This is a genomic window from Streptomyces sp. enrichment culture (genome assembly GCF_964272895.1).
Classification (GTDB): Bacteria; Actinomycetota; Actinomycetes; order Streptomycetales; family Streptomycetaceae; genus Streptomyces.
The window spans coordinates 6,646,788-6,663,816 of the sequence record NZ_OZ186832.1 but is presented as its reverse complement, the minus strand read 5'-3'; the positions used below and the strand labels follow the sequence as shown (position 1 = coordinate 6,663,816).

Annotated in this window: 14 protein-coding genes; 4 read left to right on the top strand and 10 right to left on the bottom strand. The window is 72.7% G+C overall.

Features of this window, described 5'->3' with window-relative positions; all coding sequences use genetic code 11:
- Positions 1-5 precede the first annotated feature (5 nt).
- Positions 6-1,268: an extracellular solute-binding protein gene (locus ACSU6M_RS29775; RefSeq protein ID WP_437073823.1), complete on the bottom strand. Its 1,263-nt coding sequence runs from the start codon at positions 1,266-1,268 to the stop codon at positions 6-8.
- Between the two features lie 243 nt (positions 1,269-1,511).
- Between ACSU6M_RS29775 and ACSU6M_RS29770 the strand changes: the two genes are divergently transcribed.
- Positions 1,512-1,727: a dodecin gene (locus tag ACSU6M_RS29770; protein ID WP_437073821.1), complete on the top strand. Its 216-nt coding sequence runs from the start codon at positions 1,512-1,514 to the stop codon at positions 1,725-1,727.
- Between the two features lie 9 nt (positions 1,728-1,736).
- Here ACSU6M_RS29770 and ACSU6M_RS29765 read toward each other — a convergent pair whose 3' ends face one another.
- Positions 1,737-2,228: an LNS2 domain-containing protein gene (locus ACSU6M_RS29765; protein ID WP_437073820.1), complete on the bottom strand. Its 492-nt coding sequence runs from the start codon at positions 2,226-2,228 to the stop codon at positions 1,737-1,739.
- A gap of 73 nt (positions 2,229-2,301) precedes the next feature.
- Complete coding sequence (locus tag ACSU6M_RS29760) at positions 2,302-4,020, bottom strand: TROVE domain-containing protein (RefSeq protein ID WP_437075409.1); 1,719 nt, start codon at positions 4,018-4,020, stop codon at positions 2,302-2,304.
- Between the two features lie 190 nt (positions 4,021-4,210).
- Here ACSU6M_RS29760 and ACSU6M_RS29755 point away from each other — a divergent pair, with 190 nt between their 5' ends.
- Positions 4,211-5,209: an LLM class flavin-dependent oxidoreductase gene (locus ACSU6M_RS29755; protein ID WP_437073818.1), complete on the top strand. Its 999-nt coding sequence runs from the start codon at positions 4,211-4,213 to the stop codon at positions 5,207-5,209.
- Positions 5,210-5,282: 73 nt separating this feature from the next.
- The gene (locus tag ACSU6M_RS29750) at positions 5,283-7,616 is read left to right on the top strand and encodes an ABC transporter (protein ID WP_437073817.1); all 2,334 of its coding nucleotides are present in this window, start codon (positions 5,283-5,285) and stop codon (positions 7,614-7,616) included.
- A 39-nt stretch (positions 7,617-7,655) separates the two neighbouring features.
- Here the strand turns inward: ACSU6M_RS29750 and ACSU6M_RS29745 are convergent, their stop codons facing one another.
- The 5 genes from ACSU6M_RS29745 to ACSU6M_RS29725 form a co-directional block, all read right to left on the bottom strand.
- Complete coding sequence (locus ACSU6M_RS29745; protein WP_437073816.1) at positions 7,656-8,597, bottom strand: lysophospholipid acyltransferase family protein; 942 nt, start codon at positions 8,595-8,597, stop codon at positions 7,656-7,658.
- Positions 8,594-9,346, bottom strand: a complete 753-nt coding sequence (locus tag ACSU6M_RS29740; protein WP_437073815.1) for a GNAT family N-acetyltransferase — start codon at positions 9,344-9,346, stop codon at positions 8,594-8,596. The genes ACSU6M_RS29745 and ACSU6M_RS29740 overlap by 4 nt, the downstream gene beginning before the upstream one ends.
- A 229-nt stretch (positions 9,347-9,575) precedes the next feature.
- Positions 9,576-10,322, bottom strand: coding sequence for a succinate dehydrogenase/fumarate reductase iron-sulfur subunit (locus ACSU6M_RS29735; protein WP_437073814.1), 747 nt, complete (start codon positions 10,320-10,322; stop codon positions 9,576-9,578).
- Complete coding sequence (locus ACSU6M_RS29730) at positions 10,319-12,268, bottom strand: fumarate reductase/succinate dehydrogenase flavoprotein subunit (RefSeq protein WP_437073813.1); 1,950 nt, start codon at positions 12,266-12,268, stop codon at positions 10,319-10,321. The genes ACSU6M_RS29735 and ACSU6M_RS29730 overlap by 4 nt, the downstream gene beginning before the upstream one ends.
- 2 nt (positions 12,269-12,270) lie before the next feature.
- Positions 12,271-12,942, bottom strand: coding sequence for a succinate dehydrogenase (locus ACSU6M_RS29725; protein WP_437075407.1), 672 nt, complete (start codon positions 12,940-12,942; stop codon positions 12,271-12,273).
- A gap of 119 nt (positions 12,943-13,061) precedes the next feature.
- On the opposite strand from ACSU6M_RS29725, the gene ACSU6M_RS29720 reads away from it, so the two are divergent.
- Positions 13,062-13,946, top strand: coding sequence for a LysR family transcriptional regulator (locus ACSU6M_RS29720; RefSeq protein ID WP_437073812.1), 885 nt, complete (start codon positions 13,062-13,064; stop codon positions 13,944-13,946).
- A gap of 117 nt (positions 13,947-14,063) precedes the next feature.
- Here the strand turns inward: ACSU6M_RS29720 and ACSU6M_RS29715 are convergent, their stop codons facing one another.
- Positions 14,064-16,208 carry a putative bifunctional diguanylate cyclase/phosphodiesterase gene (locus ACSU6M_RS29715; RefSeq protein WP_437073810.1) on the bottom strand — a complete coding sequence of 715 codons (2,145 nt, stop codon included), beginning with the start codon at positions 16,206-16,208 and terminating at the stop codon, positions 14,064-14,066.
- On the bottom strand, positions 16,205-17,017 hold the full coding sequence (locus ACSU6M_RS29710; RefSeq protein WP_437073809.1) for an SAM-dependent methyltransferase: 813 nt from the start codon (positions 17,015-17,017) through the stop codon (positions 16,205-16,207). Before ACSU6M_RS29710 ends, ACSU6M_RS29715 begins: the two co-directional genes overlap by 4 nt.
- Positions 17,018-17,029: the final 12 nt, after the last annotated feature.

Genomic DNA, 17,029 nt, shown 5'->3' with positions numbered 1-17,029 from the left:
GGCGGCTAGATGTCCAGTTGCTCGGTGATGCGCCGGGACGCGCGGCGGGCCTCCTTCGCGGGGTCCGCGCCGCGCAGGACCTGGGTCATATAGGGCTTGATCGGGTTGTCCGCCTCCACCACGGCCCACTCCGGCGTGCTGGGGGTGGCCCGGCCGCGGGCGGCGCCTGCGGCCATGGCGGCCACGCCCTCCTCGCCCGCGACCGCGTCGGCGAGGGTGGACTTGTTGGGGACGTAGTTCATGGTGCGGGCCAGCTCGGTGTTCCACTTGGCGCCGGTGAGTGCCTCGACGACGGCGATGGCGGCCTCGCGCCGGTCGGTGTTCTCGGGGATGACGAGGTCGGAGCCGCCGGTGAAGACGGCTCCGGGCACGGCGGCGGTGCGGCCGGGTATCGGGAAGAAGCCGAGCTTGCCCGCGAGGCCGGGGTTGCGTTCCACGACGGCCTGGGCGACGCCGGGCACGGCCACGATCTGGGCGATGTCGCCCTCGGCGAACTCGCCCGCCTGGGGCGGGTGTTCCTCGTCGGCGTCGACCGGGCCGTCGCCTAGGGCCTGCAGCCGGCGGTAGAAGTCCATGCCGCGCAGCGCCTCGGGGGTGTCCAGGGCGCCCTCCCAGGTGCCGCCCCGCTCCTCGGCCAGTTCGCCGCCCTCGTCCCAGATGAACCCGGCGAGGGTGTACCAGTCCTGTCCGGCGAGGTAGATGCCCTGGCGGGAGCCGGAGTCGAGCTTCTCGGTGATCTCCAGCCACTGCTCACGGGTCTTCGGCGGGGCGTCGATCCCGGCCTCGGCGAAGAGGTCCTTGCGGTAGACGACCACCCGGTTGGCGGCGTACCAGGGGATGCCGTACTGGTGGCCGCGCAGCATGCCCGGTTCGGCGAGGCCGGGCAGCCACTCCTCGCTGCCCCAGTCCCGTACCGACTCCAGTGTCAGATCGACCAGCCGGCCCCCGTCGACGTACTGGGGCACCTGGGTGTTGCCGACCTCGATGACGTCCGGCCCGGCGTCGGCGTCGTCGCCCTTCGCCTCCAGCGCCGCCTGCACCTTGGGGCCGATGCCGGTCCATTCCTGGATGCGGATGTCGAGGTCGACGTCGGAGTGCGTGCTCTCGAAGTCCTCGGTGAACCGCTTCAGGAAGTCCTGGGAGGCGCTGCCCTTCATCAGCCAGACGGTGACGGTCTGCCGTTCGGTGCCGCCGGGCAGCAGGCCGCAGCCGCTGACGAGGGAGGCGGAGGCACAGACGAGGGCGAGGAGACGGCGTCGGCGTGTCACTGGGTCGGTCCTGTTCTGCCTGACGGACAGGGGGAGAGGGACCCGACGTGGGGGGACGGGCGCGGGGCCCGTACGGGTGAGCTGGATTTTGGTATGGACCAATGCGAAGGTCAAGGGGCCCACCCGTACCGGCCCGACGCCTCGCGTTCCGCCGCAGCCTGGGGCACGGTGGAGTGACGCGCGCCACACAGCGCGCTCGCGTCTCAGAACACCGCGCTCGCGGCACTCAGGAGGAGCACCCGCATGTCGAACCACACCTACCGGGTCACCGAGATCGTCGGCACCTCGCCCGAGGGCGTCGACAAGGCCATCCGCAACGGCATCTCCCGCGCCTCGCAGACGCTGCGCAACCTCGACTGGTTCGAGGTGACCCAAGTTCGCGGCCAGATCGAGAACGGGGAGATCGCGCACTGGCAGGTCGGCCTGAAGGTGGGCTTCCGGCTGGAGGACGCAGGCTGACCGCCGGGGTCAGGTCCGCCCCTCCCGCTCCTGCGCCACCTTCAGCTCGGCGGAGGGCGTGGCCCAGCGGGCCCGTACGACCGTGAAGCCCGCCCGCTCGGCGTCCTCGCACACCAGCTCGTCGTCGTCCACCAGCACCCGTACCTCACGGGTGCGGGCGAGGCGGCGCAGGATCTCCAGCTTGGTGAAGCGGGCGGGCCTGCGGTCGGCGTTGCCGCGCATATGGACGCGCCCCTCGGGCAGCCCGTGCGCGGCGAGCCACGCCAGCGTGTCGCGCCGGCAGCGCTCGGGCCGCCCGGTGAGATAGACGACCTCGCACTCCTCGGCGCTCTCCAGCGCCAGCGCCACCCCCTCGGCGATCGGCGGGTCCTGGGGCGCGGCAGCGAAGAACGCGTCCCAGTTCCGCGGCCGCGCCTGGAGGAAGTGCTGGCGGTGCGCGGTGTCGGCGAGGGTGTTGTCCAGATCGAACACGGCCAGCGGCCGTCGGGCGTCTGCGGTCACGCCGTCCAGCCTAGGGGTGTCTCCCCGATCACGCCGGGGACACCCATCACGCCGATCACGCCGGGGACGCCGATCACGCCGGGGACCTATGCCCCCAGGGCCAGCCCGCGTCCAGTCCTCGGGACAGCAGGTCCACCATGGTGAACAGCTGGTCGGAGAAGCCACCGATCTCGTAGCGGTGCGGCGCTCCGGTGTCGAGGGATGCCGGGGCGTAGCCGGTGGTGTCGATGCCGAACAGGGGTACGTCGGCGGGGATCGCGTCGGACACCGACAGCGGCTCGGCCTGGACGACCGGCTGGGCCGGCGTGCCCGCCTTGCGCTGCCACCCGCGCGGGCCCCAGACGAGCGCGGGCGGAGCGGCGGTGACGCGGCGGTGGACTGCGCCGTGGCCGGGGTAGGCGAATGCCTGCATGTCGGAGACGATGACGACCCGGTCGTGGCCGTCGTACGCCTCCCTCAGCGCCGCCACCGTCTCGGTGCCGTAGCCGACCTCGCCGACGCGGGCGCAGAACGCCTCGGTCTGCGGCAGCACCGGGCCGCCCCGCTCCAGCGGGTGCCGGAAGGCACGGTCGGCGAAGCCCCACAGGTCCACCTCGCAGCCTCGGGCCGCGAGCGCCACCCCGAACAGGGCGCCGACGTCGACGTGCCGGATCATCGACTTGGCCGACACCTGGCCCAGCATCGAGCCCGAGGTGTCCACCAGCACCAGCGTGCGACCGGGCAGCGCCGGGACGTTCGCCGTGGACGCGGCCAGCGCCCGCTCCAGAGCGTGCGTCCAGCGCCCCGAGGGCACCATGCGGTACGCGGAGAGGAAGCGGTAGGGGAACTGCCGCGAGCGGCGCACCTCCTGCGGGTCGGCGAGGCGTGCGGCGACCTGCTCGGCGACCGCGTCGCTCACCCCGGCCTCGTCGAAGTTGCGCAGATTGCGGGTGAGGGCCATCAGGCCCATCGAGGGGATGATCGCCTCCCAGGCGGCGGCGTCCATCGGCCCCTGGAGCCAGCCCGCCAGCGCCTCCCAGGTCATCCCGGCCCGCGCCAGCCGCTGCGGGCCCTGCGGGGACAGCAGCAGCGCCCGGCGTTCGCCGGCCGGCAGCGCGGCCAGCTCCCGGTGCGCGGTGAGCGTGGCGTCGGCGGCCGGCGGTTCGGCGGTCTCGGGGTGGTGGCGCCGGTCCAGCGCGTACCGGAACAGCTCGCCCTGCCAGGGCTTCGCCGGGTCGGGCGAGGCGTGCACCAGGTTGAGGACGTCACCGAAGCGGAAGTCCTTGGAGGCGGTGTCGTACTTCAGCAGCGAGCGCGCGTGGTACAGGCGCCGTACCGCGTCGGCGACGCCGCGCTTGACCGGCTTGGGCAGCGCGCGCCCGTGGCTGCGGGTCCAGTAGCCGAGCAGTTCGCCCGGCTCGTCGGGCCGCTGGAGGACGGAGTCGACGACCTGCCGCGAGTGGCCGGTCAGGCCCGCGTCCAGGCGTGCCCTGACGAACTCGGCGGCGCCGACCAGGGAGGCGGTGCGCATCTGGGCCGAGCCGCGCAGCCAGCCGAGCAGGCCGGCCGTCCACACCGGGTCCTCGACCGCGAGCCGGCGCACCAGGTCGCGGTACCGGGCGTCCCTGTCCCCCGCCGCCTCGTAGAAGGTCCGCTGCCCGACCATGTTGACGACGGCCAGCAGGAACAGTTCGCTCTTCGCGTCCCGCACGTACGCGGCACCGCCCTCGTAGGTCGTCGTGCGCGCGCCGGTCGTGGTGAGGGGCGCGGACGGGGCGAGGGCACGCGAACGGCGGCTGTTGAAACGGGAAATGGCAGATCTCCTCGGTCGACGGGAGAGGGGAACGGGACAGGCGCGCCGGGCACTCGGGCGCACGCGCGCCACCAGGCGCGAAGCCGGGTGATCACCGTAGGACCGTGTGCCGTGAGCATGCCAGCGAATTAAAAACCCGTACGTCCACCACCGCCGGGAATGCGCGCGCCCCTGCCGCGTTGAACCCTGTGTGACTTCCGTGATCGCCTCGGCCCGCTTCTCCGTGCTCGACCGTTCCCGCATCCGTGAGGGGCACTCGCCCGAGGAGGCACTGCGTGACACCGTGGCGCTGGCACGGGAGGCGGAGGCGCTCGGGTACCACCGGTTCTGGGTCTCGGAGCACCACGGGGTGCCGGGGGTCGCGGGTTCCGCGCCGACCGTGCTGGCGGCGGCCGTCGCCGCGGCCACGGAGACGATCCGGGTGGGCACGGGCGGGGTGATGCTGCCCAACCACCGGCCCCTGGTGGTGGCCGAGCAGTTCGGGGTGCTGGAGTCGCTGTTCCCCGGCCGGATCGACATGGGTCTCGGCCGCTCGGTGGGCTTCACCGACGGGGTGCGCAAGGCGCTGGGCCGCGGCAAGGACGACGCCGACGACTTCGCGGGCCAGCTGCGGGAGCTGCTGGACTTCTTCCGCGGCACCTCCCCGACGGGCGTGCACGCGCGGCCCGCGGAGGGGCTGGCGGTGCCGCCGTTCGTGCTGGCGATGGGCGAGGGCGCGACGATCGCCGCGGAGGCCGGGCTGCCGATGGTGATCGGCGACCTCGGGAACCGCGAGAAGATGCTGCGCGGCGTCGAGCACTACCGTGCGCGCTTCCGCCCCTCCCCCTGGGCGGTGGAGCCGTACGTGGTGATCTCCGGCACGGTCGCGGTCGCCGCCACCCCCGAGGAGGCCCGGCGGCTGCTGGTCCCGGAGGCATGGTCGATGGCGTACTCCCGGACCCACGGCACCTTCCCGCCGCTGCCGCCCGCCGAACGCGTCGAGGCACTCACCCTGACCGAGCGCGAGCGCGGCTTCTACGAGTCCGGGCTCACCGGTCAGATCGCCGGCACCGAGGAGCAGGTCGCGCACGAGCTGGAGACGGTGCTGAAGGAGACGGGGGCGCAGGAGGTCCTGGTCACCACGAGCACCTACGACCGTGCGGGGCTGGTGGACTCCTACCGGCGGCTGGCGTCGATCGTCTCGGGGTGAGCGTGGCCGGCCCGGCACCGGCGGCCGGCCTGACTCGTCTCGGGGTGGGCGTCACCCGATAGAGTCGCCCGTTATGCACCACTCCCCCGACCCCTACGTCCGCGTCCGCGGCGCCCGTGAGCACAACCTGAGGAACGTGGACGTGGACATCCCGCGGGACGTGGTGACCGTGTTCACCGGCGTGTCCGGCTCCGGGAAGTCCTCGCTGGCGTTCGGCACGATCTACGCCGAGGCGCAGCGCCGGTACTTCGAGTCGGTGGCGCCGTACGCCCGCAGGCTGATCCACCAGGTCGGCGCGCCGAAGGTCGGCGAGATCAGCGGGCTGCCGCCCGCGGTGTCGCTGGAGCAGCGCCGCTCCTCCCCGACGTCCCGCTCGTCGGTCGGCACGGTGACGAACCTGTCCAACTCCCTGCGCATGCTGTTCTCCCGCGCCGGTGACCATCCGCCGGGCGCCGAGCGGCTCGGCTCCGACGCCTTCTCCCCCAACACCGCGGCCGGGGCCTGCCCGGAGTGCCACGGTCTCGGTCAGGTGCACCGTACGACCGAGGAGTTGCTGGTCCCCGATCCGTCGCTGTCGATCCGGGGGGGCGCGATCGCCGCGTGGCCCGGCGCCTGGCAGGGCAAGAACCTGCGGGACATCCTCGACGCGCTCGGGTACGACGTGGACCGGCCCTGGCGCGAACTGCCCGCCGCGCAGCGGGAGTGGATCCTGTTCACCGACGAGCAGCCGGTGGTCACCGTGCACCCGGTGCGGGACGCGGACCGCATCCAACGGCCGTACCAGGGCACGTACATGAGCGCCCGCCGCCATGTGCTGAAGACGTTCGCGGACTCCAAGAGCCCGACCCTGCGGGCGAAGGCGGAACGCTTCCTGACGGCGGCTCCCTGTGCGGTGTGCGGCGGCAGCCGGCTGCGCCCGGAGGCGCTGGCGGTGACCTTCGCGGGCCGGACGATCGCCGAGCTGGCCGCGCTGCCGCTGGCCGAGCTGGCCGGGACGCTCACGGGCACCTCGCAGACGGCTCGGGTCCTCACCGAGGACCTGAAGTCCCGTATCGCTCCCCTTCTGGAGCTGGGGCTGGGCTACCTCAGCCTGGACCGCCCCACCCCCACCCTGTCCGCGGGCGAGCTGCAACGGCTGCGCCTGGCCACCCAGTTGCGCTCGGGCCTGTTCGGGGTGGTCTACGTTCTCGACGAGCCGTCCGCCGGTCTGCACCCGGCCGACACCGAGGCGCTGCTGACGGTGCTGGGACGGCTGAAGGCGGCCGGGAACACGGTGTTCGTCGTGGAGCACCATCTGGACGTGGTGCGCGGCGCCGACTGGATCGTGGACGTCGGGCCGGGTGCCGGTGAGCACGGCGGCCGGGTGCTGCACAGCGGGCCGCCGGGGGAGCTCGCCGGGGTGCCGGAGTCGGCGACGGCCCGTTTCCTGTTCGGCCGCTCCCCCGCGCCGGCCCGCGAGGTCCGCACGCCGCGCGGCTGGTCGAAGGTCGGCCCGGTGACCCGGCACAATCTGCGCGAGGTCACCGCGGAGTTCCCGCTGGGGGTGTTGACGGCCGTCACCGGTGTCTCCGGGTCCGGGAAGTCCACGCTGATCGGCGAGATCACCGAAGAGCTCGACGGCGTCGAGCGCCTGGTCGTCGTCGACCAGCGGCCCATCGGCCGCACCCCGCGCTCCAACCCGGCCACCTACACGGGGCTGTTCGACGCCGTCCGCAAGGAGTTCGCGGCCACGGACGCGGCCCGCGCCCGCGGCTTCGGTGTCGGCCGGTTCTCGTTCAACGTGGCCGGGGGCCGCTGTGAGACCTGCCAGGGCGAGGGGTTCGTCAGCGTCGAGCTGCTGTTCCTGCCCAGCACGTACGCGGCGTGCCCGGACTGCGGTGGGGCCCGGTACAACGCGGAGACGCTGGAGGTGACGTACCGGGGGCTGACCGTCGCCGAGGTGCTGGACCTCACGGTGGAGGCGGCCGCGGACTTCTTCGCCGGTGTGCCCGCCGTGGCGCGCAGCGTGGGCGCGCTGCTGGACGTGGGGCTCGGCTATCTGCGGCTGGGGCAGCCGGCGACGGAGCTGTCCGGCGGGGAGGCGCAGCGGATCAAGCTGGCGGCGGAGCTGCAGCGGGGGCGGCGGGGGCACACGGTGTACCTGCTCGACGAGCCGACCACCGGGCTGCACCCGGCCGACGTCGAGGTCCTGGTGCGCCGGCTGCACGGCCTCGTGGACTCGGGGAACACGGTGATCGTCGTGGAGCACGACATGTCCGTGGTGGCCGGGGCGGACTGGGTCGTCGACCTCGGGCCGGGCGGGGGCGACTCGGGCGGGCGGATCGTGGCGGCGGGGCCGCCCGCGGAGGTCGCGGGTGCCTCGGGTGGGCCGACGTCGACGTACTTGGCGCGTGCCCTGACCGCCTAGGGGTGTGCCGTCGACCAGGCCGGATCGACGAGACACCCCCTAGGGAGTCGGGAGCTCGTGGCGTCCGGCGGGCAGCGGTGGCGCGTGGGTGGGCGCGTGGTTCCCCGCGTGCCCGAGGGGGCCGGCCGGGCCCAGGGTCATCTCCTCGGCCGCCCGCGCCAGGGTGCGGCGGTCCGGGTGGGTGCCCGGCGTGAGGGCGGGGCGGACCTCGGCCTCGGCGACCAGCGCGGGCGCGGTCACCACCCGCCACACCGAGGTGAGCAGGGAGTCCTCGCCGATGAAGGCGGGGCGGGTGGTGGCCGAGCCGTCACCCAGCCGGTAGCGGATGCGGACCGGCTGGACGGGGACGCCCGCCTCCAGGGCGGCCTGGAACGCCGCGCGCCGGAACCGGCCCTGCGCGCGCCCGCACCAGGTGCTGCCCTCGGGGAAGACGCCGACGGCGGCGCCGGAGCGCAGGGCGTCGGCGAGCCGGGCGACCGTGCCGGGCAGGGCCCGGAGCCGGTCCCGGTCGATGAACAGGGCACCGCCGAGCGCGGCCAGCGGCCCGGCCACGGGCCACCGCCGTATCTCCTGCTTGGCCAGCATGCGGGCGGGGCGTACGGCGGCGAGCAGCGGGACGTCCAGCCAGGAGATGTGGTTGGCCACCAGCAGCAGTCCGCCCTCCGGCGGCGCGGTGCCGGTGACGCGGACCCGTACGCCCGCGGCCCGCACGAGACCCCGGCACCAGCGCCGCACCAGGCCGTCGGCGATCCTGCGGGGGTGCCGCCGGGCGAACCGCCGCCGGGCGAACGGCGGCACCGCGACCCCGGCGAGGAGCAGGCCGAGCACCCAGGCGAGGAGCAGCCCGAGCACCGCGGCGAGGAGCAGGCCGAGCACCGCGGCGAGCCGCAGCACACCGCGGGCCGCGGCGAGCGCCGAGGCCCCGGTCTCCCCCACGCACGTCCGTGCGGTGCAGGGCGCGCCGGGCAGCCAGGCGCTCACCGGCCCGCGGCGAGCGAGAGGAAGTGCTTGAGGTAGCGCGGGTCGACCCGGCGCATCGACAGCAGCACATACAGATCGGCGACCCCGAAGTCCGCGTCCAGCGCGGGCTCGCCGCACACCCACGCGCCCAGCCGCAGATAGCCGCGCAGCAGGGGCGGCAGCTCCCGGCGCTGCCGCGGGGCGCCCTCCCGCGGCGCCCAGGGCCGCAGCGGCCGTACCCGGAACTCCGGCGGCGCCAGGTGCTTGGCCCGCACCCGGTCCCAGGTGGCCGCGGCGAGGGCGCCGCCGTCGGCGAGCGGCACCGAGCAGCAGCCGGCGAGCCACTCGTGCCCGCCGTCCACCATGTACCGCGCGATACCGGCCCAGATCAGCCCGATGACGGCACCGTCCCGGTGATCGGGGTGCACACAGGACCGCCCGACCTCGACCAGTCCCGGACGGATCGCGTCGAGCGGCGCGAGGTCGAACTCCCCCTCGGAGTACAGCCGTCCCGCGACCTCGGCCCGCTCCGGCGGCAGCAGCCGATAGGTGCCCACGACCTCGCCGGTCGCCTCCTCCCGCACGAGCAGGTGATCGCAGTACGCGTCGAAGGGGTCGATGTCGAGTCCGGGCTGCGGGCTGGACAGCAGGGCGCCCATCTCCCCGGCGAAGACGTCGTGCCGCAACCGCTGCGCGGCCCGCACCTCCTCTTCGTCGCGGGCCAGGGAGACGGTGTAGCGGGTGGGGGCGAGGGTACTGACGCCGGACATGGCTCTCTCCTGGGGCACGGGCCGGTGGAGCGGTGTTGGGGGACGCCCCGAGTGCTTCGGGACACCCCAAGTTCTTCCGACGCCGATTGGCGCGTGCGTGACCATTGCCAGGAATGAGGATGTGGAACTGTTGAATGCCGGGCGCGGACATGCCCTCAGGGGCGCGGGGAAGCGCGCGACCGGCCACACGGGGCCCCGCACCCCGAGGACGACAGAACCCCCCGCGGCGCTACCGCTTGGTCTTGCGCACAGCCCGCAGCCACTCCTTGTTCATGCTGGTGATGGACATCAGCGGAATCCCCTTGGGGCACGCGGTCGCGCACTCCCCGGTCAGCGTGCACCCACCGAACCCCTCCTCGTCCATCTGCGCCACCATGTCCAGCACCCGGCTCTCCCGCTCGGGCGCCCCCTGGGGCAGCACATTGAGGTGGTTCACCTTGGCGGACGTGAACAGCATCGCCGCCCCGTTGGGGCACGCCGCCACACACGCCCCGCATCCGATGCACTCCGCGTGCTCGAACGCGGAGTCGGCGTCCGCCTTCGGCACCGGTGTGGCGTGCGCCTCCGGCGCGGACCCGGTGGGCGCGGTGATGTACCCGCCGGCCTGGATGATCCGGTCGAACGCGGACCGGTCCACCACCAGGTCCTTGATCACCGGGAAGGCGGAGGCCCGCCACGGCTCCACGTCGATGGTGTCGCCGTCCTGGAACGACCGCATGTGCAACTGGCACGTCGTCGTCCGCTCGGGCCCGTGCGCATCGCCGTTGATCACGAGGGAGCACGCCCCGCAGATGCCCTCCCGGCAGTCGTGGTCGAACGCCACCGGGTCCTCACCGCGCAGGATGAGCTCCTCGTTGAGCGTGTCGAGCATCTCCAGGAAGGACATGTCGGGCGAGATCCCGTCCACCTCGTACGTGGACATGGTGCCGTCGGCGTCGGCGTTCTTCTGCCGCCAGACGCGCAGGGTGAGCTTCATGCGTAGCTCCGCTGGGTGGGGTGGACGTACTCGAAGACGAGGTCTTCCTTGTGCAGGACGGGAGCGGTTCCGGTGCCGGTGAACTCCCAGGCGGCGGCGTAGGAGAACTCCTCGTCCCTGCGGGCCGCCTCGCCGTCCGGGGTCTGGGACTCCTCGCGGAAGTGGCCGCCGCAGGACTCGGTGCGGTGCAGCGCGTCGAGGCACATCAGCTCGGCGAGCTCCAGATAGTCGACGATCCGGTTGGCCTTCTCCAGCGACTGGTTGAACTCCTCGCCGGTGCCCGGCACCTTGATGCGCCGCCAGAACTCCTCGCGGATCTGCGGGATGCGCTCCAGCGCCTTGCGCAGACCCGCGTCCGAGCGGGCCATCCCGCAGAACTCCCACATCAGCTCGCCGAGTTCGCGGTGGAAGGAGTCGGGCGTGCGGTCGCCGTCGACGGACAGCAGGAGGTTGAGGCGGTCCTCGGTCTCGGCCAGCACCTCCTGCACGACCGGGTGGTCGTCGGTGACCTCGCTCTGGCGCGGGTTGTTGGCGAGGTAGTCGTTGATGGTCGCCGGCAGCACGAAGTAGCCGTCGGCCAGGCCCTGCATCAGGGCGGAGGCGCCCAGGCGGTTGGCTCCGTGGTCGGAGAAGTTGGCCTCGCCGATCGCGAACAGGCCGGGGACGGTGGTCTGGAGGTCGTAGTCGACCCACAGGCCACCCATCGTGTAGTGCACGGCCGGGTAGATGCGCATCGGCACCTCGTACGGATCCTCGTCGGTGATCCGCTGGTACATGTCGAAGAGGTTGCCGTACCTGGCCTCGACGGCCGCCCGTCCCATGCGCTGGATGGCGTCGGCGAAGTCCAGGTAGACGCCCTGGCCGCCGGGGCCGACGCCGCGGCCCTCGTCGCAGACGTTCTTCGCGGCGCGGGAGGCGATGTCGCGCGGCACGAGGTTGCCGAACGACGGGTACAGGCGCTCCAGGTAGTAGTCGCGCTCGTCCTCCGGGATCCGGTGCGGCGGACGCGTGTCGCCCTTGGCCTTCGGCACCCAGATGCGGCCGTCGTTGCGCAGCGACTCGCTCATCAGCGTCAGCTTGGACTGGTGGTCGCCGGTACGCGGGATGCAGGTGGGGTGGATCTGGGTGAAGCAGGGGTTGGCGAACCAGGCGCCGCGCCGGTGCGCCCGCCAGATCGCGGTGGCGTTGGAGTTCATGGCGTTCGTCGACAGATAGAAGACGTTGCCGTAGCCACCGCTCGCGAGGACGACCGCGTCCGCGAAATACGTGTCGATCCGCCCGGTGATCAGGTCCCGCGCGACGATGCCGCGCGCCCGTCCGTCGACCACGATCAGGTCGAGCATCTCGGTGCGCGGGTGCATCTCGACGTTGCCCGCCGCGATCTGCCGGGACAGCGCCTGATAGGCGCCGAGCAGCAGCTGCTGGCCCGTCTGGCCGCGGGCGTAGAAGGTGCGCGAGACCTGGACGCCGCCGAAGGAGCGGGTGTCGAGCAGGCCGCCGTACTCGCGGGCGAAGGGCACGCCCTGCGCCACGCACTGGTCGATGATCTCGACGGAGATCTGGGCGAGGCGGTGGACGTTGGACTCGCGGGCGCGGAAGTCGCCGCCCTTGACGGTGTCGTAGAAGAGGCGGTGGACGGAGTCGCCGTCGTTGCGGTAGTTCTTCGCCGCGTTGATGCCTCCCTGCGCGGCGATGGAGTGGGCGCGGCGCGGGGAGTCCTGGTAGCAGAACTGGACGACGTGGTAGCCCTGTTCGGCGAGGGTGGCGCCGGCCGAGCCGCCCGCGAGGCCGGTGCCGACGACGATCACCGTGTGCTTGCGCCGGTTGGCGGGGTTGACCAGCTTGGCCTCGAAGCGGCGCTTGTCCCAGCGCTCGTGGACGGGGCCGGAGGGCGCCTTGCGGTCGACGGCCGGCTCTCCGGTCGTGTAGTGGGTGTAGTCGGTCATCTCTAGCTCACCAGTCCGGTCATCACGCCCACGGGGACGGCGACGAAGCCGGCCGTGAGCAGCAGGGCGAGGACGTTCGCGGTCGTCTTCAGGGCGCGGTCGCGGGTGCGGCTGCCGACGCCGAGGGTCTGGGCGGCGCTCCAGAAGCCGTGCCGGATGTGCAGGCCGACGGCGAGCATCGCCACGATGTAGATCACGTTGCCGTACCAGGTGGAGAAGGTGTCGACGACGTTCTCGTAGGGGCGGCCCTCCTGGAAGCCGCCGGAGTGCACATGGCCGGTGGTCAGGTCCAGGACGTGCCAGACGATGAACAGGGCGAGGATGATCCCGCCCCAGCGCATGGTGCGGGTGGCGTAGCTCGCCCGCGGCTTGCTGTGCGCGTACCTGCTCGGCCGGGCCTTGATGTCACGGCGGCTGAGCTGGTAGGCGGAGACGGCGTGGGCGATCACGGCCACCAGCAGCACGACACGGATCACCCAGAGCGTCCAGCCGTAGTGCATGAACGGTTCGCCGACCGTGCGCAGCCAGTGGCCGTAGGCATTGAAGTCGTCGGGACCGAAGAAGATCTTCATGTTCCCGTACACATGGACGACCAGGTACAGCAGCATGATCACGCCGCTGACGGCCATCACGGTCTTCTTGCCGACGGTGCTGTCCCAGAAGGTGCGCGCCATGGACGGCCGTCGGTCCGTCCGCGTTGCCAGAGCCATGCTCATGACGCTAGGGCCGGAGGTCCCCATCGGTCCAAGACATGGTCCGGCTCGTTTCGATAGGCGATGCCTATGATGAGGGGATGCAGTTCCAGCAGCTCCAGTACTTCGTGGCGGTCGCCGAGACCCGGCATTTCACGCGGGCCGCCGAGGCGGTGCATGTCGCCCAGCCGTCGCTGTCGCAGCAGATCAGGGCGCTGGAGCGGGAGCTGGGCGCCGATCTTTTCCAGCGGGCGCGCGGCAACATCACGCTCACCGACGCGGGCGAGGCGCTGCTGCCGCTGGCCCGGCGCATCCTCGCCGACGCCGAGACGGCCCGGCACGAGGTGCAGGAGCTGGTGCAGCTCCAGCGGGGGCGGGTGCGGCTGGGGGCGACCCCGAGTCTGTGCACCGGTCTGCTGCCGGATGTGCTGCGCGCCTTCCACGACCGCTACCCCGGCGTACGGCTGCTGATCGAGGAGGGCGGTTCGCTGGATCTGGTACGGCAGCTCGCGCGCGGTGCGCTGGATCTCGCGCTGGTGGTGCTGCCGCTGCCGACGCCGTCGCCGGCGCTGACGACGGTGGAGCTGCTGCGGGAGGACCTGGTCGTGGTGTCCTCCCCGGACTCGCCGCGGCCGGGGAACGGGCGGCGGGCGGTGTCCGTCGCCGATCTGGAGGGCGAGCGGCTGGTGATGTTCCGGCACGGGTACGACCTGCGGGAGCTGACGGTCGCGGCGTGCCGCTCCGCCGGGTTCGAGCCGGACTTCGCGGTGGAGGGCGGGGAGATGGACGCCGTGCTGGGGTTCGTGCGGGCGGGGCTGGGGGTGGCGGTGGTGCCGCGGATGGTCGCCGCGCGCTCCGGGCACGGGCTCCGCGTCACCCCGCTGGCCCGGCCCGGACTGCACCGCACCATCGCGCTGGCCCACCGCAGCGATGTGGCTCCGCCCCGCGCCGCTCGGGAGTTGCAGCGGATGCTGTCGGAGCGGTAGCGGACACGGCGGCCGGAGTTCTCTCCGCCTTGACCTTTCCGTCCGTGGTGACGGGTCGCGCCCCCGCGGCGGGAGCCGCACCACGATGGCGGCCCCGCGCCCCCGAGGGCACCGCCGTCATCCCCTCGCGTCCGCCAGGGCCAGCTCGTGCAGCCGCTCCGGGGGGCCCGGCCTCGCGTAGTACCAGCCCTGGGCCGTGTCGCAGCCGAGTATCCGCAGCTGCTCGGCCTGGGCGCCGGTCTCCACGCCCTCCACGGTCACCCCGAGGTCGAGGCTGTGGGCCAGGGAGACGATCCCCTCGACGATCTTGAGGTCGACGGGGTCGGCGGGGAACTGCTGCATGCTCTGGGTGAAGGAGCGGTCCAGCTTGAGGATGCTCACCGGCAGCCGGCGCAGGTTGGCCAGGTTGGAGTAGCCGGTGCCGAAGTCGTCGAGGGCGATGTCCACGCCCATCTCGGCCAGGCGCCGCAGGGGTTTGAGGAGGTCGTCGTCGGCGCCGATGAGGGCCGACTCGGTGACCTCCAGGCAGAGCGCGTCCGGGGTGACGCCCTCGGCCTCCAGGATGTCGACGGTGTCCTGGACCAGACCGGGATGGTTGAGCTGGCACGGCGAGAGGTTGACATTGATGCGCAGCGGCCCCGCCTCCGTGCCGGCGTAGCGCTCGCGCCACTCGCGGGCCTGGCGCACCGACTGCTCCAGCACCCAGCGGCCGAGCGGCACGATGAGCCCGGTGTGCTCGGCGAGCGGGATGAACCGGTCGGGCCCGAGGACACCGTGCTGCGGATGCAGCCAGCGCACCAGCGCCTCGGCGCCGCGCACGCTGCCGTCGCCGAGGTGGACCAGCGGCTGGTACTCGATGAAGAACTCGCCGCGCTCCAGGGCCGCCGGCAGCGCGGTGGTCAGCCCGTGCCGGGTGATCGCGCGGGCGTCGGCCTCCGGATCGGCCAGCTCGCAGCGGTTGCCGCCCGCCGACTTGGCCCGGTACATGGTGATGTCGGCACTGCGCAGCACCTCGGCGGGGCTGCGCTCGCCGCCCGCCGGGCCCTCGACGATGCCGATGCTGCCGCGCACGGTCAGCTCCCGGCCGTCGATGCGCACGGGCGCGAGCAGCACGTTCTGGATGCGGGCGGCGAGCTCGTCGACCTCGCGTTCGGTGTCGGTGCCGGTCGTCAGCGCGACGAACTCGTCACCGCCCAGACGGGCGACCATCTCACCGGGCGCGGTGGCGCAGGACTGCAGCCGGTCGGCGACCTCCACCAGCAGCCGGTCGCCGGCCGCGTGCCCGAGGCTGTCGTTGATGGTCTTGAAACCGTCCAGGTCGAGGTAGCACAGGCCGAAGCGCTGACCGGGGGCCGCGCTGAGGGCCTTCTCCAGGCGCTCGAAGAACAGCGTGCGGTTGGGCAGCCCGGTCAGGGCGTCGTGGGTGGCCTCGTAGCGCAGCCGCAGGTTGAGCAGGCGGCGCTCGGTGGTGTCCTCCATCAGCGCCAGCTGGTACTGCGGGCGTCCGTCGGCGTCGCGCAGCAGGGAGACCGTGAGGTTGGTCCACAGGACCGTTCCGTCGGGGCGGTAGAACGCCTTCTCGACGTGGTAGTGCTCGCGCTCGCCGCGTACCAGCTCCTGGTACAGGCGCCACACCTGCGGGGCGTCCTCGGCGTGCATCCACTCGCGGACGTTGCGGCCGCGTACGTTCTGCTCGGAGCCGCCGAACATGCGCAGCAGCGCGTCGTTGACCTCCAGGACGGTGCCGTCCAGGTCGGCGATGCCGATCCCTATGGCCGCCCCCTCGAACACCGCCCGGAACCGGGCCTCGCTGGCGTGCAGGGCCTGCGCCACCACGCCCTGGGCGCGCAGCGCGGCCTGCGCGATGGACTCCTGCTCGGCGAGGGTACGTTGGCGCAGCGCCTGGGCGAACCCGGCGGCCATGGAGTGCTGGAGCCGTGCGGAGCGGGCGCGCAGCTCCTCCTGCTGGCCGTCCTCGCCGCAGTACAGCACCAGGTAGGCGTCGACGCAGTCGAGGGTGCGGCTGAGCGCCTCGGGGTCGGTGCAGTGCGCGTCGACGAGCGCGGCGCCGACGGCCCTGCCCTCGGCGGCGTCGAAGGCCCTGGCCCGCAGCGCCTCGCTGAGCCTGCGGGCGAGTGGCAGCAGTTGCGTCTCGAACTCCGGCCGGGTCAGGGACGTCACGGTGACCGGGAACACCGCCCGGCTCCAGATCGTCGCGAACCGGCGCAGTCTGTCCTCCGGCCCGTCCGGTTCCGCGATCACGCCGTACGCCCCACGCCGGCGAAACCGGAGAACGCGTAAGGATCCTCGTCCTCCGGTGCGGTGTCGGGCCGCCAGTGCGGCATCGCCACCAGTCCGGGTTCCACCATGTCGTACCCCTCGAAGAACCGCGCGACCTCGTCGCGCGAGCGCATGATCAGCGGGTTGCGAATGTCCTTGTATACGTCCACCGCGCCCTCGGCCCGCTCGGCGGGCAGCGGGATTCCCTCGTACGAGGCATGCGTGAGGATCAGCATGCTGCCGGGCGCGAGCGCGTCGCGCAGCTCGGCCACCGCTCGGTACGGGTCGTCCGCGTCTTCCACGAAGTGCAGTATGGCAACGAGGAGGAGGGCCACCGGACGGTTCAGGTCGATCAGCCGCTCCACCTGAGGGCTGCCGAGGATGTCGTGCGGCTTCAGGAGGTCGCCCGCGACCACGTCGGCGTCGGTGTTGCCCTGGAGGACCGCCTGGCTGTGTGCGACCGCGACGGGGTCGTGGTCGACGTAGACGACGTGCGCGCCCGGCAGGGCGGCCTGGGCCACCTCGTGCACATTGCCGTGGGTGGGGATGCCGGAGCCGATGTCGAGGAACTGGGTGATGCCCTCGCCGACGGCGTAGCGCACGGCACGCCGCATGAACGCCCGGTTCGCCTGCATGATCTTGGGCAGGCCCGGCATGAACTCCATCGCCTTGCGGGCGGCTTCCCGGTCCACCTCGAAGTTGTGCGAGCCACCCAGGTAGTAGTCATAGATGCGGGAGACGCTGGGCACCGAGATGTCGATGCTCCGTGGGGCCCAGGCGGGACGCTCCATCTATCTCTCCAA

Bases quoted from the DNA above. Each gene is read 5' to 3' on its own strand.
- ACSU6M_RS29710 (WP_437073809.1), bottom strand. From the start codon at position 17,017: ATGGAGCGTCCCGCCTGGGCCCCACGGAGCATCGACATCTCGGTGCCC.
- ACSU6M_RS29740 (WP_437073815.1), bottom strand. From the start codon at position 9,346: ATGTCCGGCGTCAGTACCCTCGCCCCCACCCGCTACACCGTCTCCCTG.
- ACSU6M_RS29725 (WP_437075407.1), bottom strand. From the start codon at position 12,942: ATGGCGCGCACCTTCTGGGACAGCACCGTCGGCAAGAAGACCGTGATG.
- ACSU6M_RS29720 (WP_437073812.1), top strand. From the start codon at position 13,062: ATGCAGTTCCAGCAGCTCCAGTACTTCGTGGCGGTCGCCGAGACCCGG.
- ACSU6M_RS29750 (WP_437073817.1), top strand. From the start codon at position 5,283: ATGCACCACTCCCCCGACCCCTACGTCCGCGTCCGCGGCGCCCGTGAG.
- ACSU6M_RS29770 (WP_437073821.1), top strand. From the start codon at position 1,512: ATGTCGAACCACACCTACCGGGTCACCGAGATCGTCGGCACCTCGCCC.
- ACSU6M_RS29730 (WP_437073813.1), bottom strand. From the start codon at position 12,268: ATGACCGACTACACCCACTACACGACCGGAGAGCCGGCCGTCGACCGC.
- ACSU6M_RS29735 (WP_437073814.1), bottom strand. From the start codon at position 10,322: ATGAAGCTCACCCTGCGCGTCTGGCGGCAGAAGAACGCCGACGCCGAC.